The sequence below is a fragment of the Amycolatopsis sp. lyj-23 genome (genome assembly GCF_046549135.1).
In the GTDB taxonomy this organism is placed as follows: Bacteria; Actinomycetota; Actinomycetes; order Mycobacteriales; family Pseudonocardiaceae; genus Amycolatopsis.
The window spans coordinates 217,123-232,110 of the sequence record NZ_JAJPWN010000018.1; the positions used below are offsets into that span (position 1 = coordinate 217,123).

Genomic DNA, 14,988 nt, shown 5'->3' on the forward strand with positions numbered 1-14,988 from the left:
GAAAGTAGTTGTTACGAATCGTTGCACCTTTGTCTTCCTCCTCCTCACTTCTTCGGGGGACTATGCCACGACTGTTCAAGCACAAAGGGGACTCAGGGTGACCAAGACCCACAGATCCAAGGCCGCCTTCACGGTGGCCGTCGCCTCGGGCCTGGTGCTCGGCGGTGTGGCCGCACCGGCCGCGCTCGCGACACCCAGCGCCGACGCGGTCATCGCCGAGGTCTACGGCGGCGGTGGCAACTCCGGGGCGACGCTCACCAACGACTTCGTCGAGCTCGCCAACCGCGGCGCGGCCGCCGAGAGCCTGGCCGGCTTCAGCGTCCAGTACCTGCCCGGCTCGGCGAGCCCGTCGAGCACCTGGCAGGTGACGCCGCTGGCCGGCAGCGTCGCGCCGGGCGGCCGCTACCTCGTCGCCGAGGGCAAGGGCGCCGGCGGCACCGTCGCGCTGCCCACGCCGGACGCGACCGGCGCGATCGCGATGTCGGCCACCGCCGGCACGGTCGCCCTCGTCTCCGGCACCACCGCGCTGACCTGCAAAACCGCCGCCGACTGTGCGGCCGACGCGCGGATCAAGGACCTCGTCGGCTTCGGCGCGGCGACCGTGCGCGAGGGCAACCCGGCCGCGACGCCGTCGAACACGACGTCCGTCGCCCGCGGCACGGCACTGGCCGACACCGACGACAACGCCGCCGACTTCACCGCCGGCGAGCCGACCCCGACCAACACCGCGGGCGAGTCGACCGGCGGGGACACCGGCCCGGCGCCGACCCCGGCGAAGGTCCACGACATCCAGGGCACCACGCGCATTTCGCCCTTCAAGGACCAGAAGGTCTCCGGCGTCACCGGAGTCGTCACCGCGACCCGGACGTTCGGCTCTTCGCGCGGTTTCTGGATCACCGACCCGAATCCGGACAACGACCCGCGCACCAGCGAGGGTCTGTTCGTCTTCACCGGTTCGACGAGCCCGGCCGTCGCGGTCGGCGACGCGGTGACCGCGACCGGCACCGTCCGCGAGTTCTACCCGGACGCGCCGGCGACGTCGAACTACCAGTCGCTCACCGAGCTGAGCAGTGCGAAGTGGACGGTCGATTCGCAGGGGAACGCGCTGCCGGCGCCGACTGTGCTCAACCCGGACACCGTGCCGACGACGTACGCGCCTTCGCCCGGCGGGAACATCGAGCCGCTCACCCTCGAGCCGTCGAAGTACGCGCTCGACTTCTGGGAGGCGCACGAGAGCGAGATCGTCTCGATCAGCGATGCGCGCGTCGTCGGCCCGACGAACACGTTCAACGAGCTGTACGTGACGTCGAAGCCGGACCAGCACCGGTCCGTGCGCGGCGGCAGCGTCTACCTGGGGTACGACCAGCTCAACAGCGGCGTCATGAAGGTTTCGTCGCTGATCCCGTTCGCCGAGCGGCCGTTCCCGAAGCTCAACGTCGGTGACGTGCTGACCGGCACCACCTCCGGGCCGGTCGAGTACAGCAACTTCGGCGGCTACACGCTGTTCGCCAGCGTGCTCGGGACCGAAAAGGACAACGGGCTGCAGGGCGAAACCACGCGCAAGCAGCGGACCGGCGAGCTCGCGGTGGCGACGTACAACGTCGAAAACCTGGCGCCGAGCGACCCGCAGGCGAAGTACGACCGGCTCGGCGAGGCGATCGTGACGCACCTGGCGACGCCGGACATCGTGAACCTGGAAGAGATCCAGGACAACACGGGCGCGACCGACGACGGCACCGTCGCGGCCGACCAGACGCTGCAGAAGTTCACCGACGCCATCGTCGCCAAGGGCGGCCCGCGCTACCAGTGGCGCGAGATCGACCCGGTGAACGACGCCGACGGCGGCCAGCCGGGCGGCAACATCCGCGTGGCGTTCCTGTTCAACCCGGCGCGCGTGTCCTTTGTGGATCGTCCGGGTGGGACGTCGACGGCCGCGGTCGGCGTCGTCCGCGAGCACGGCAAGGCGCACCTGACGGCGTCGCCGGGCCGGGTCGACCCGACGAACGAAGCCTGGACGACGAGCCGCAAGCCGCTGGCGGGCGAGTTCGTCTTCAAGGGCCGCACGGTGTTCGTCATCGCCAACCACTTCAACTCCAAGGGCGGCGACCAGCCGACGCACGGCCGGTTCCAGCCGCCGGCGCGCAGTTCCGAGGTGCAGCGGGCGAAGCAGGCGACGGTGCTGCGCGGGTTCGTGGATTCGGTGCTGGCGGCCGACCGCAGCGCGAACATCATCGTGGCCGGTGACCTCAACGACTACCCGTTCTCGCCGGCGGTCCAGACGCTCACCGCGGGTGGCGCGCTGAAGGACCTGATTGCGTCGGTGCCCGAAGCCGAGCGGTACAGCTACGTCTTCGAGGGCCAGTCCCAGGTGCTGGACCACATCCTGGCGTCGAAGGCGCCGCGCGGGGTCGACTACGACGTCGTCCACATCAACGCGGAGTTCGCCGACCAGGCCAGCGACCACGACCCGCAGGTGATCCGGTTCCGGCCGGGCGCGGGCAACCCGATCGAGGACGCGCTCTACGACTTCCTCGATTGGCTGGACCAGATCTTCTAAAGCTTATTGCTGTCGAGCCACCTCCGGGCATCTCGCCCGGAGGTGGCTTTTTTGGTGGTGACACCTTCGGGTGACGACGAAACCGCGGAGCGTCGACGGCCGTCTTACGGTGTGATGGGACCACAAGGGGAGGGTGTGTGGACGGGTACGCGGTGAAGGTCGACGAGCTGGGCAAGCTCATCGGCGACCTCGACACGGCGGCGGCCAGGATGACCGAGGCCAACAAGAAACTCGGCGGCGGTGGGGCGTTCGGTTCGCTGGGGACGGCGGAGCTGGGCAAGGCGGGCGTCGAGTTCGAGGAGGCCTGGGGCTACGGGATCGGCCGGCTCGGTGACGCGGCTTCGGAGGTGACGGAGCGGCTGAAGGCGGCGAAGGCGAAGTACGAGCAGATCGAGGCGCAGTTCAGTGACGAACTGGGGAGGTACGGGTCGGCTGTGCTGGGGGCCGGAGAGGAGCCAGTCGGCGGTGGGTACACCGGCGGGGTGCCGGGGATCGGTGGGCTGGGGTCGGCTGGGCCTCCTGGTGGGGGCTACACCGGTGGAGTTCCGGGGATCGGTGAGCCGACGGGCGCCGGGTCGGCCGGTGGTGGGCTGGCCGGTGGTGGGCTGGCCGGTGGTGGGTCGGCCGGTGGTGAGCCGGCGGACGCCGGGTCGGCCGGTGGTGGGCCGGGCGGTGGTGGGCCGGCTGGTGATGGGCCGGGCGGTGTCGACCGATCGGCTGAACCTCGCGGGTCCGTCGGCGGTGGCCCCGCCGGGGGCATCACCGACCTCCTGAACGGCCTCGGCCGGTGAGCGCCCGCGACTTCCCCGCACTGGGCTTCGATCCCGCGCCCGGCGATCTCGACGGCGTCACCGACCTGGGCGGCAAGTACCGCGCCGTGGGCGGCGATCTCGCCGCGGCCGACGATTCGCTCCGGCGGATCGTCCGGAAGCAGGGCGTCTGGCAGGGCGAGGCCAGTGAAGCCTTCGCCCGCCGGATCGGTCCCCTGCCGGACTACCTCGACGGTGCCGCCAAGTCGATGAGCCGGGCCGCCGATGCGCTCGAAGGCTGGGCGCACCGCCTCGGTGATCTGCAGAAGCGCGCAGCCGAACTGGAAGCCCGCGCGGCCGCCGCGGCCAAGGCGGCCGAACAGGCCCGTGCGAACCCGGATCTCGCGCTGGCCGACCGGACGTTCCCGGACCAGCCGTCCCTGCAGCTCGCCCAGCGCCTCCTGGACAACGCCGGCCGGCAGCTCCAGGCCGCCATCGACGGCTGCCAGAACGTCCAAGACGCGGCGAAACAGCTCCAGCAGGAGCACACGGACGCCGCGGCCGGGGTCGCCGACCAGCTGCGGAAGGCGAAGGAACTGGCGCCGGACCAGCCGGACCTGCTCGATCAGCTGGGCGATGCCGTCGGGGGTGCCCTTGCCGACTTGTCGAACACCCTCGCCGACGGGGTCGACTCCGCCTGGAACTTCGTGCAGGACCACGCCGAGCTGATCTCGAAACTCTCCGACGTGACCGGGGACGTCGGGAACGCCCTCGGCGTGGTGGGCGACTTCCTGCCGGAACCGGCCGGGCTGATCGTCGGCGCGGTCGGCGGCGAGCTCGGGGTCGCCGCGTTGTCCGGGCACGCGGTGGCCGCCGCCGCGGGAGCCGATGTGGCGCCCGAAACCCTGGTCTTCGACGCGGCCGGGGTGGCGACCACGCTGGTCGGCCTCGTACCGGGCGTCCCCGACTGGGCGGTCAAAGGAGCGACCTACGGCCTGCTCCGCGAGCAGGAACTCGGCGAAGTCCTCGGCGGCGACACCTTCGAGAGCCCGCTGGACGACTTCAAGAACTACTGGGTGCCGAAGGACGCCGGCCAGTGGGCGGTCTCCGGTTCGTCGATCGTGGCCGGACCCTTGCCGTGGATGGGGGTGGCGGTGAGCAACGCGGCCGACGCCGGGATACAGGCCGACAACGCGCCCGGCCGCCGGCGTCAGCGGGCGGAAGACGAGGTGTGGAACTGATGCCTCTGCAAATCGACCTCCCGCCCGGGTTCTCGGGCCTGCCCGTGGGCAGCGACGACCGGATGAACCGCAGCCACGCTTGGACCGTCGCCGACAACTTGGCGGCCGGTGCCGGGAAGTCGGTCGAGGAGTTCGGCAGCTACCTGATGGCCCTGGTGCCGACCATGCAGGCCAACGGCATCCGGGTGTTCGGCAAGTTCGCCGTCGGCCCGCGGAAGGGTGACGTCGCCACCCTGACGCTCGGTGTGGCGCAGTGGCCGGATGCCGCCCCGGGCAGCCGGGACGCCTTGGTCGCGGCCATGGCCGAGGACTACCGCGGCCGGCACAAGCGGGCGGTGGTGCAGCCGGTGCGGCTTCCGATCGGCCCGGCCGTCGTCGCCATCAGCGGTGGTGAGTTCCACCTGCCCGAACGGGACGTCCGCACCCAGATCAAGGCGGAGTACCAGATCCCGCTCCCGGACGGGCGGTCCGTGGTGATCCTCTCGGTCGTCGCGGAGTCCGAGGACGCCTGGCCCGCGGTGGCCGAGGCGACGGCGAAGGTGGCTTGGAGCCTCCGAAGCGGGAAGACCTCGTGATCAGCACCATGGCGGCCGGTTCGGCCGAGTCGCCGGGCCTGCGGGTGGCCTTCTTCGTCCTGGTGGAGATCGTGGTCGCAGCCGGCCTGACGTTGACGATCGTCCGCGTACGCCGTTCGGCGAAATCGCCCGAGAAGCAGATGGCGCGGTTGGCCGCGCAGCTCGACGGCCGGAACCAGGTGTACATCCGGAAGGTGGAGATCGGCCTGTCCCAGCAGGACCTGCTCCGGGTCGCGTACAGCCGGGGCTACTCCCTGATCGACCACCGGGTCGGGAAGTACTACGAGTTCGTGTACACGCCGTACCAGCCGGGCAGACTCGCATGACCGACAACGCCCAGCTGATCGAGGAACTGCGCTGGCAGCTCAAGCAGATCGAAGACCGCAAGGCCGAGAACCAGCGCCGCTTGGCCGGGATCGCCGCGAGCGACCTCACGGCCGTCGTCTCGCCGGATCGGTCCGTCACGGTGCTGGCCGCGCCCGGCGGCGTGATCAGCGAGGTCCGGCTCGCGCCCGAAGCAATGCGGTTCGACGCGGTCACCCTGAGCCGGACCATCACCGCGGCCGTTCGGGAAGCCGCGGGAGTACGGCCCGCGGCCGCGCCGCCTCCGCAAGCCCCGCCACCTCGGCCACCAGAGCGACCCCGGCAGGCAGCACCCCGGCCACCCCGGCCGGCCCCAGCGGACGACGATGCCCCCTACGACACCGTCTTCGACGTCTGAACCGGCTGAACAGCGCTGAACAGGCTAGACCGGCGGCGGCTGCTCTCCCCGCTTGGCCGCCGCCCGCTTGGCCCGCCACCCCAGCGCCAGAACCGCCTGCACCAGCTCCTGGTAACTCGGCTTGACCTCCTCGAGGTACCGCTCGAGGTAAGCCGCGCGCGCGGTGGGGACCAAGCGCGGGTCGTCGCCCGGGGGCAGCCACGTCAGGCCCTGGATGTTGTGCAGCGCCATCTTCCACCAGCGCGTTGCGCGCTCGGCTGCCCGCGTCTCGCGCTCGACCGCCACCTCGATGGCGGCCGTCGCGGCCTCGATCTCCTTTTCGAGGGCTTCGGCGCGCGCCAGTTCCCACTCGCGCAGGTTCTCCGCCGAACCGCGGGAGAGGGCGATGATCTCCTTGTACCGCATGGCCGCGGTGGCGCCGTCGTCGGTCATTGCGCGTTCTCCGGACGCTGGAACGGGATGATCACTTCGGGCGCACCGTGGGTGGTGCGGTCGAAGAACAGCGCGCGGCCCGGCCGCGGCGACCAGTGCACGACCTGGCCCGCCGCGAACGGCGACAGCTCGTTGCCCTGGACGTCGAGCGCCGCCCACGTGCCGATGTCGTCGGTGCCGGCGAAACCCAGCGTGTCCTTGAGCCGGGCGATGCTGCGCCACCAGCCGATCGTGTGCACGCCGTGGCCCGGCCCCTGCTTGAGCACCACGCGCAGGTGGTCGAGACCGCTCTTGAGCTGGCCGACCGCCTTGGCCTCCAACGCGGGCAGCGCCGCGTCGACGCCGTACAGCAGCAGCACCTTCGCGCCGCCGGACATCGAGCCGGTCATCGACTCGAGGACGCCGGTCAGGTCGTCGACCAGCGTTGCCGCGTGGCCATCCGCCCGCAACCGCGAAGCCAGCTCCATCGCCGCGTCGGCGCACGACTCGATCGGGCAGTTCAGTACGAACTCGACCTCGCCGGATTCGTACTGCCGGGACAGCGACCGCGCCGCCGAGTCCATGATGGACAGCGCTTCGGCGGTCGCCGAGCCGAGGACCGCGACGTTGCGTCCCGGCGCGCGCGGCAGGTCGACGCCGCACGCCGTCTCCGTCACGTCGATCGACTGGCCGAGCAGGGCCCGCGGCTTCGAGTTCGGCTTCAGGTCCACGTAGGCCGGGAACTGTTCCAGGATCGGCGAATGCGCGCCGTCGAACAGGCGCGGCCGCGGGAAGTGGCCCGCGTACGCCTCCCACAGCCGGTGCTGCAGCCGGACGAACACGTTCTTGCTGCTCGCGTCCGGGATGTGGGCCAGCTGGTTGCCGTGCGCGACACCGGAGTCGTGGTTGACCACCGCGTGCCACTTCGGCGCCGACACCGCCGCGTTGTTCGTCTCGGCCAGCACGCGCCGCGCCTTCGGCATCGCGATCCGCAGCGTGCACTGCTCGAACACCGCCGGCTTGCCCCAGAACGCCTCGATGCCGGCGACGTCCTGGCTGGCCAGCACCATGTGGATGCCCTGGGACCGGCCGCGCCGCGCGATGTCCTCCAGCAGCTGCGTCGCGGTGTTGGTGACCTGGTCGCGGCCCGCGAACAGGTACTGGAACTCGTCGATCACCGCGACGATCCGCGGCCAGTGCCCGCCCGGGTCGGCTTCGCGGAGGTCGGCGAGGTTGGTGACCTCGTGTTCCTTCGCGGCCGCGGACCGGCGGCGCAGTTCGTCGGCCAGGAACCGCAGCAACGCCAGGCCGAACTCGCGGTCGGTGTTGACGTTGACGCCGACCAGCCGCGCGTGCGGCAGCCAGCTCGCGTCCTTGCGGCCCGGCGCCAGCCCTGCGAACGAGACGCCTTCCTTGAAGTCCAGCAGGTACAGCGCCAGCTCACCCGGGTCATAACGGGCGGCGAGGCTGCCGAGCAGCGCGTACAGGAAGTTCGTCTTGCCCGAACCGGACGGGCCGCCGATCAGGGCGTGCGGGCTCGCGTCGCCGATCACGACCTCGACCGGCTCGCCCTCGTAGAACCCGACGGGGCCGCGCAGTTCCCGCGCGGAACTTTCCCGGCCCAGCTCCGCGGGCAGCAGGTCGTCGAACGAGCGCGGCCCGCCCTGCTTGGCGATCAGCGCCTTGGCGATCTTGTCGACGGCTCGGATGACCTGCGCGGACGGCATCGCGGGGTCGAGGTCGACGACCAGGTCGCTGCCGGTCATGCTGCTGATCGCGTGCCGGTCGTCGAGCAGGCTCAGCGTTTCGACCGGCGCGCTGACCGCCGTCGGCACGTCGACCATGATCAGGCAGATGCCGGCGGCCAGGGCACCACTCGCGACGCGCTTGAGGTCGCGGGCTCGTTCGGGCTCCAGGGTTTCGCCGTTGCCGTACAGCACGACGACGCGGTACGGCTCGCCGCGCTGCCCGGTCTTCTTCCGCATCTCCCGCAACGACGTGTACCCGGCGGACATGCAGCTGGCGTGGATGCGCCGGATGTGGCCGGCCAGCTCGTCGAGGAGGTCCTCCAGCCGGCCGGGGTCGTACAGCGAAAGCGCGCTGGTGTGGCTGAGCGGGTACAGGTCGGGCAGGATCGCGGTCAGCTGCCCGATGTCCCACAGGTGCACGCGCACCGCGCCGGGCTCGAACGTCGACAGCACGCGGACCAGCAGGTTCTGCACGATGCCGTCGATCACCGGCCGGGTCTTCGGCGCCGACGTGATCGCCAGGTGCGACTCGTCGAGCAACGGGACGGCGACGTCGAACGTGCGGGTCGCGTCGCCCCCGGCGGCGGTGGTCGAGCCGACGCGCCACAGCCCCGGCGACGTCAGCCCCGCGTTGTGCCCGACCGTCCCGAGCCAGTCGCCCGGCGGCAGCCCGGCGGGGCCGGGAGCGTTCTGCGCGACCAGTTCCCGCAGCGTGGCGGGCCCCTGGCTCCAGTCGGTGTAGAAAGCGCTTCGCACGCTGCCGAGCGCGGCGAACACTTCGTGCGCGGCGGGGTGGCGGGACCACTCGTTCTGCTGCTCGGCACTGGCGTGGTTCATGCCGACCTTGACGATGTCCTGCTCCAGCTGCAGCTTGGCGAGGTCGGCTTCCGCGGCTTGGCGCGCCCCGGCCGCCGCGCCCAGCACCAGTCCGATCTGATGGCGGACCCGGTCGAGTGCGGTTTCGACGCGGTTGCGTTGCTCGGCTGACTTGTTGGCCATCGGCGTCCCCAAGAAAAAGGTGGTCCCCTAGAAGGATTACAGGCGCGACCGGTATCCGCTCACCAGATCCTCGGCGGCGTGCAGGCGGACGAGGAGCTGGTCCAGCCCCTCGCCGGCCTGTGCGTACTGCGAAGGAAGCCAGGGATCGGCCTTGGCCTGGGCATCCACGAGAGCTTGCCGGGCTTCTCCGAGCAGGCTTGTGGCCCGTTCGGAGTGGGCGCGCGCGTCGGCGAGCCCGGTCACGGCAGCGGTGAGCAGCTGGTGGAGTTCGGCGAGCGTCATCCGGCTTACAGACGCGCCGAGTAGGAGTCGGCGGAGGAAATGCTTGCTTGGACGGTGCTCTGCAACCCGTTGATGCCTTGCAGGGCTTCCGCCAGGAGTCCGTGCGCCTGGCTCACTTCGTGCTGGCTGCTCCCTTGAGTCGCCTGTGCGAGCGACTGCTGGGCTTCTTCGAGAGACTGCGCTGCCTGCTGCAGGGCGGCGATGCTCGCGGACGCCTTCTCGTTGGCGAGCGCGATGCCAGCGCGGATCTCTTCGACTCCGGCCATCGGGCCTCTACTCCTCGAAATCTGGTGTCGTACGGGGACGGTTTCCATTGAAACAGATCCAGCGACTCAGCGTGATCATCAGACTTTGCCGAGTGACCGCGGGCCCGTAATCAGCAAGGCCCCGGACGTGGGAACGTCCGGGGCCGAGGCAATCACGGTCTGTGCGGGGGTTGTCCCGGCACCAGTACCGCACACTGAAGTCGCCGGCCAGCGCTACCCCAGGTCAGAGCGGTTTTCGTGCCACTACTGGCCTTTCTCGACAGGGGGCGGGCGAGGTGCTGGTGAGACTAGCGCGACCGGAGTAACCGCCTTCGGTCAGCCCTGTTCGTAACTCCCCGTACAGGCAAAGAATTCCGCAGCATCGAACGCATTTCATGTTCGAGTGGGCCAAAAGCGCCGCACAACCGTGTCCCGCTCACACCGACGGTGGGTCACGCCGGCGACGGCGGACCGGAGGGCGAAGGGGAGGAAGACGACGAAACGCCGGGCAACCCGAAGGCGGCCCGGCGTCTCGTCCGTTCCAAGCGCGGAGGATACAGGATTCGAACCTGCGAGGGCGTGAACCCAACACGCTTTCCAAGCGTGCGCCTTAGGCCGCTCGGCCAATCCTCCGCCGGAGACTCTACCGGATGACCTCCGGCGCCCCCGAAGGTGGGTCAGGCCGTGACGTCGGCGACCACGCACGTGATGTTGTCCGGGCCGCCGCCTTCGTTGGCCAGGCGGATCAGTTCCGGGATCACCTCGGCCGGTTCCGCGCCGGCCGCCAGGACGTCGCGCAGGGTCGCTTCGGTGACCGGGCCGCTCAGGCCGTCCGAACAGAGCAGGTAGCGGTCGCCGGGCTCCGCCTTGAACGTCCAGATGTCGGGGTCGCCCGAACCCGCCGTCTGCAGCGCTTTCATCAGCAGTGACCGCCGGGGGTGCGACTCGGCGTCCTCCGCGGCGACGCGGCCGTCCTCGACCAGGGCCTGCACCAGCGTGTGGTCGCGGGTCAGGCGGCGCAGGCCGCCGTCGCGCAGGAGGTAGCCGCGGGAGTCGCCGATGTGGGCCGCCGCGAACTCCGCACCGTCGAAGAGCAGGGCCGTCAACGTCGTGCCCATGCCTTCGGTCGACGGCTCCTGCGAAGCCACTTCGTGCAGCCGCTCGTCGATCGACTTGACCACGCCGGCCAGGGTCGCGGCCAGGTCCACGTTCGCCAGATCGATCCGCCGGAGGTCGACTTCGAGTTCGCGCAGCACGTCGACCGCCGTCGCGCTGGCGACCTCGCCGTGCGGCTGGCCGCCGATGCCGTCGGCGACGGCGAGCAGGCGGGAACTCGCGTACACCGAATCTTCGTTGACCCGGCGACGCTTGCCGACGTCCGACCCCGCGGCGTACCGCAGGACGTACCGATCGTGTGTCATGCCCCCATGAAAGCATTGGTTGACTGAGTTCACAAGCGTCTCGGCTGAATGGAGCATCCTCCGATAGAGTCCTCGCCATGGACGACGATGCCACGGTCAGCGCGGCCGACATCGCGCGGCTGGCCGGGGTCGGCCGGGCCGCGGTCAGCAACTGGCGCCGCCGGTACCCGGACTTCCCGCAGCCGGTCGGTGGCACGGCGTCGAGCCCGCTGTTCGGCCTCTCCGCGGTCGCCGGCTGGTTCCGCGCCCGCGGCAAGAAGTTCGAGCTGAGTGCCGGCGAACGCGCCTGGCAGCGCCTGCGCGCCCTCGGCGACGACCTGGACCTCGCCGAGCGCGTCAGCCGCGCCGGTGGCTTCTTCGCCTTCCAGGCCGGCCTTTCCGACACCTTCGACAGCGAACTCGGCGACCCGGAGCTGCTCACGCTGCTCAGCGAGCTGACGCACCGGGCGGGTCCGGTCGAGGCGTTCGAGCTGGTGTGCCGCCGGTACTTCGAGGCGCATTCCCGGCGGTTGTCGGCCACGCCGGAACCGATCGCGGAACTGATGGCCCGGCTGGCCGGACCGGTGTCCACGGTCCTCGACCCCGCGTGCGGCTTCGGCGCACTCGCGCTGGCGAGCGGCGCGAAAACCGTGCTGGCCCAGGACAGTGACCCGATGACGGCGTCGATCGCGGCCCTGCGGCTGACGTTGCGCGGCATCGAGGCCGAGGTCCACGCGGTCGACGCGCTGCGCGAAGACGCCTTCGCCGGCCGGACCGCCGAAGCGGTGTTGTGCGATCCGCCGTTCAACGAACGGGCCTGGGGCCACGACGAGCTGGTCGGCGACGAGCGCTGGGAATACGGCCTGCCCCCGCGCGGCGAACCCGAGCTCGCCTGGGTGCAGCACTGCCTCGCCCACGTCGAACCCGGTGGCCCGGTGGCGATCCTGATGCCGGGCGCGGCGGCCGGCCGGCGCAGCGGCAAGCGCATCCGCGGCAACCTGCTGCGCGCGGGCGCGGTCCGCGCGGTCGTCACGCTGACCCCCGCGGGCCCCGACCTCTGGCTGCTGCGGCGCCCGGCGCCCGGCGAGCGCGCGCCGTCCACCGTGCTGCTCGGCGAGGCGGGTGACGATCTGTCTACAGTGGACGAACTGTGGCAGGACTTCCTCGCCCACCCGGAATCCGGCGTCCGCATCATCGACCTGCTCGACGACGACGTCGACCTCACGCCGGCCCGCCGCCGCGCCAGGGACGAGGACCCCGGGCAGGCGTTCCAGGCCGTGCGGGCGCGGTTCGCCGAGCTGACCCCGCAGCTGCCGCCGCTGGCGGTGGCCGACGCCGAACCCGCCTTCACCACGATCGGCGAGCTGGTCAAGGCCGGGGTCGTCGAGGTCAGGTACGCACCGGTGCGCGCGGACGCCGAGCATCCGCCGGCCGAGCCGGGGGACGTCGTCGCGTCCGTGACCGGCATCGCGTACGTCCACAGTGGACCGCCACGGCCGGTGGGCGCCGGGCTCACGGTGTACCGCGTCGACGCCGGCCGGCTGGACGCGGACTTCCTCGCCGGCTGCCTGCGCGCCGCCGACCTCCCCGCCGCGTCGGCGTCCACCCGGATCGACGGCAGGCGCGTGCGGATCCCGCTGCTCCCGATCGCCGTCCAGCGCGAGTACGGCGGGGTCTTCAGAGAGCTCGCCGAGTTCGACGACGTCCTCCGCCAGGCGGCGGAAACGGGCCGTGAGCTGGTCCGGCTAGGCTTCGCGGGACTTGTCGAAGGACGGCTCAGGCCGGGCCACTAGGGGAACGGATGCTGATCGCCGACCGCTACGAGCTCGACGAGCTGCCGCTCGGCCGCGGCGGGATGGGCGCGGTGCACGGCGGGTACGACCGCAGGCTCGGCCGCCGCGTGGCGATCAAGCTGCTCAGGCTGCCGGGCCGCGACGAAGAACTGGAAGCCCGCTTCGCGCGGGAAGCCCGCATCCTGGCGACGCTCGACCACCCCGGCGTCCCGACGCTGTACGACTACGGCACCCACGACGACCGGTTGTTCCAGGTCATGCAGTTCGTCGAGGGCGTGACCGTGGCCGACCTGCTCGCCGAGCACGGGCCGCTGCCGGTGCCGTGGGCGGCGGCGATCGCGGCGCAGGCGTGCGCGGTGCTGACCGCGGCCCACGCGCTCGCGGTCTGCCACCGCGACCTCAAGCCGTCCAACCTGATGCTGGGCCCCGACGGCGGCGTGAAGGTGATGGACTTCGGGCTCGCCGTGCTCCGCGAAGCCGACGCGGCCCAGTTCACGCGGGCCGGGCAGCTGCTGGGAACGCCGTCGTACATGGCACCCGAGCAGATCCAGCGCGGCGGCGCCGAACCGCGCAGCGACCTCTACGCGCTGGGCTGCGTGCTGCACGAAATGCTCACCGGGCGGCGGCTCTTCGACGGGCCGACCGCGTACGCGGTGTTCGAACGGCAGGTCAAGGAACTGCCGCCGCCGGTGCCAGGCGTCCCGAAGCCCTTGAACGCGCTGCTCGCCGAGACGCTGGCGAAGGACCCGGAAGCCCGCCCGGCCGGCGCCGCTGTGTTGTACGAGCGGCTCGGCGCGTTCGTCGGCGGGCTGCCGCCGCTGCCGGGGTTCCTCGTGCCGCCGTCGGTGCCCAGCCCGGGCCGGATGTACGCGCGGATGCTGGGCCGCGTCAGCGGCTGACCGCCCGGCGCCGGTCGGCGAGCGGCAGGCCGCGGCGCTGGATGCGGCGGTAGGTCGTCGCGTTCTGCACCGCGATGCTCAGGCCGAGGCTGAGCATGACCGACGCCGTCGTCAGCGGACCGGCGACGCCGAACGCGGTACCCAGCGCGGCGACGCCGATCCGCACCGCCACCGTCAGTGCCCACAACCCGATCGTGACGGCCGAGCCCTTCTGGAACGTCGAGCCGTCACGCTCGGTCAGCGTGGTCGTGGTGCTGCGCAGCACGCCGAGCCCGGCGAGCAGCAGCAGGTCGGCGGCGAGCAGGCCGACCTCGTCCGCGGACGCGCCGGGCAGCGCTCGCAGCGTCAGGTACCCGCCGACGGCAACGAGCAGCAGCGGCATCGTGACCAGCGTCCTCCGGCTGAGCAAGGTGCCCCGGACCTGCTGGTAGACGACCCGGTAGAGGACGAGGGCGGCGATGGCGGCGTAGAGCAGGACGCTGGACATTTCGGATCTCCCCTGGGTTTCGAAGGTCTCCCCAGCGTCGGCGAACGGCGCTCCGGACGCGTCGGTCCGCGGACCGGGCCCGGGTGGATCCTCCGGTTCCACCCCCGGGTGGAGGCCGGCTGGCCAAATCGTGACCTTCGCCGACGAACCTCGAATGGGTGACGATCGTCTTTACCGGTGTCCAAACGCGATGATCGAGCAGCTGGGGGTACCGGATCGTGAAGAGGCTTCTGGCGGGAACGGCCGCGCTGGCCACCGCGTTCGTGCTGGCCGCCTGCTCCGGCGGGGGCGCGGCCGGTGGTGCGAACGCGGGCGGCGGGGCCGTCGCCGCGGCGGGGACCGGCGGCGGGACGCCGACGACCTCGAGCACCACCACCACGCCGGTCAGCACCGTCACGGTGCCGTCGCCGACGCCCACCCCGGCGTCCACGACGCCGAAGCCGACGCCGACCAGCACCTCGGCCAAGCCGAAGCCCAAGCCGGCGCCGAAACCGCAGCCCGCGGCGAACCCGGACGTCCCGTGCGCGGCGGCGGCCGCGGCGCCGGGCACCGCGGCCTGCGTCGACCTCTCCGCGCACAAGGCGTGGATCCTGCAGGCGGGCAAGGTCGTCTACGGACCGGTGCCGATGCTGCCGGGCCGCAAGAGCAACCCGACCCCGACCGGCACGTTCCACGTGCTGTCGAAGGAAAAGCTGCACCTGTCGAAGGAATTCGACAACGCGGAGATGCCGAACTCGGTGTTCTTCTACCCCGGCGACGCCTTCCACACGGGCAGCCTGTCGGTGTACTCCCACGGCTGCATCCACCTGTCGGCGGGCGCTTCCCTGAAGTTCTTCAACACGCTGCACATCGGCGACGTCGTGCAGGTCGTCCCGTAACCC

General features: G+C 71.3%; 15 protein-coding genes and 1 tRNA gene. 9 read left to right on the forward strand and 7 right to left on the reverse strand.

Annotated elements, in window-relative coordinates:
- Positions 1-97 precede the first annotated feature (97 nt).
- The 6 genes from ACLJPY_RS38160 to ACLJPY_RS38185 all read left to right on the forward strand — a co-directional run bounded on the left by ACLJPY_RS38160 (position 98) and on the right by ACLJPY_RS38185 (position 5,843).
- Positions 98-2,557, forward strand: coding sequence for an endonuclease/exonuclease/phosphatase family protein (locus tag ACLJPY_RS38160; protein WP_410595860.1), 2,460 nt, complete (start codon positions 98-100; stop codon positions 2,555-2,557).
- 137 nt (positions 2,558-2,694) lie between these two features.
- Positions 2,695-3,348 carry a hypothetical protein gene (locus ACLJPY_RS38165; RefSeq protein WP_410595861.1) on the forward strand — a complete coding sequence of 218 codons (654 nt, stop codon included), beginning with the start codon at positions 2,695-2,697 and terminating at the stop codon, positions 3,346-3,348.
- Positions 3,345-4,547 carry a hypothetical protein gene (locus ACLJPY_RS38170; protein WP_410595862.1) on the forward strand — a complete coding sequence of 401 codons (1,203 nt, stop codon included), beginning with the start codon at positions 3,345-3,347 and terminating at the stop codon, positions 4,545-4,547. Before ACLJPY_RS38165 ends, ACLJPY_RS38170 begins: the two co-directional genes overlap by 4 nt.
- On the forward strand, positions 4,547-5,122 hold the full coding sequence (locus ACLJPY_RS38175) for a hypothetical protein (protein WP_410595863.1): 576 nt from the start codon (positions 4,547-4,549) through the stop codon (positions 5,120-5,122). Before ACLJPY_RS38170 ends, ACLJPY_RS38175 begins: the two co-directional genes overlap by 1 nt.
- Entirely contained in the window at positions 5,119-5,448 is a 330-nt protein-coding gene (locus tag ACLJPY_RS38180) for a hypothetical protein (protein WP_410595864.1), read from the forward strand. Before ACLJPY_RS38175 ends, ACLJPY_RS38180 begins: the two co-directional genes overlap by 4 nt.
- Entirely contained in the window at positions 5,445-5,843 is a 399-nt protein-coding gene (locus tag ACLJPY_RS38185; protein WP_410595865.1) for a YbaB/EbfC family nucleoid-associated protein, read from the forward strand. The genes ACLJPY_RS38180 and ACLJPY_RS38185 overlap by 4 nt, the downstream gene beginning before the upstream one ends.
- A 24-nt stretch (positions 5,844-5,867) precedes the next feature.
- Here ACLJPY_RS38185 and ACLJPY_RS38190 read toward each other — a convergent pair whose 3' ends face one another.
- The 6 genes from ACLJPY_RS38190 to ACLJPY_RS38215 form a co-directional block, all read right to left on the reverse strand.
- Positions 5,868-6,275: a hypothetical protein gene (locus ACLJPY_RS38190; RefSeq protein ID WP_410595866.1), complete on the reverse strand. Its 408-nt coding sequence runs from the start codon at positions 6,273-6,275 to the stop codon at positions 5,868-5,870.
- Entirely contained in the window at positions 6,272-9,001 is a 2,730-nt protein-coding gene (locus ACLJPY_RS38195; RefSeq protein WP_410595867.1) for an FtsK/SpoIIIE domain-containing protein, read from the reverse strand. The genes ACLJPY_RS38190 and ACLJPY_RS38195 overlap by 4 nt, the downstream gene beginning before the upstream one ends.
- Before the next feature lie 36 nt (positions 9,002-9,037).
- A complete protein-coding gene (locus ACLJPY_RS38200) occupies positions 9,038-9,283 on the reverse strand; it encodes a hypothetical protein (protein ID WP_003056173.1) in 246 nt (81 codons plus the stop codon).
- A 5-nt stretch (positions 9,284-9,288) separates the two neighbouring features.
- A complete protein-coding gene (locus tag ACLJPY_RS38205; RefSeq protein WP_003056176.1) occupies positions 9,289-9,549 on the reverse strand; it encodes a hypothetical protein in 261 nt (86 codons plus the stop codon).
- A gap of 527 nt (positions 9,550-10,076) precedes the next feature.
- Positions 10,077-10,161 (reverse strand) — tRNA-Ser (locus ACLJPY_RS38210).
- 44 nt (positions 10,162-10,205) lie between these two features.
- Positions 10,206-10,949, reverse strand: a complete 744-nt coding sequence (locus tag ACLJPY_RS38215) for a PP2C family protein-serine/threonine phosphatase (RefSeq protein WP_410595868.1) — start codon at positions 10,947-10,949, stop codon at positions 10,206-10,208.
- A gap of 77 nt (positions 10,950-11,026) precedes the next feature.
- Between ACLJPY_RS38215 and ACLJPY_RS38220 the strand changes: the two genes are divergently transcribed.
- Together ACLJPY_RS38220 and ACLJPY_RS38225 are read left to right on the forward strand one after the other, a co-directional pair.
- Entirely contained in the window at positions 11,027-12,721 is a 1,695-nt protein-coding gene (locus tag ACLJPY_RS38220; RefSeq protein WP_410595869.1) for a class I SAM-dependent DNA methyltransferase, read from the forward strand.
- A gap of 8 nt (positions 12,722-12,729) precedes the next feature.
- Positions 12,730-13,620, forward strand: a complete 891-nt coding sequence (locus ACLJPY_RS38225; RefSeq protein WP_410595870.1) for a serine/threonine-protein kinase — start codon at positions 12,730-12,732, stop codon at positions 13,618-13,620.
- Here ACLJPY_RS38225 and ACLJPY_RS38230 read toward each other — a convergent pair.
- On the reverse strand, positions 13,610-14,107 hold the full coding sequence (locus ACLJPY_RS38230) for a hypothetical protein (protein ID WP_410595871.1): 498 nt from the start codon (positions 14,105-14,107) through the stop codon (positions 13,610-13,612). The two genes, ACLJPY_RS38225 and ACLJPY_RS38230, sit on opposite strands and share 11 nt — an antisense overlap.
- A gap of 218 nt (positions 14,108-14,325) precedes the next feature.
- Here ACLJPY_RS38230 and ACLJPY_RS38235 point away from each other — a divergent pair, with 218 nt between their 5' ends.
- Complete coding sequence (locus ACLJPY_RS38235; protein ID WP_410595872.1) at positions 14,326-14,985, forward strand: L,D-transpeptidase; 660 nt, start codon at positions 14,326-14,328, stop codon at positions 14,983-14,985.
- The last annotated feature ends 3 nt before the right edge of the window (positions 14,986-14,988 follow it).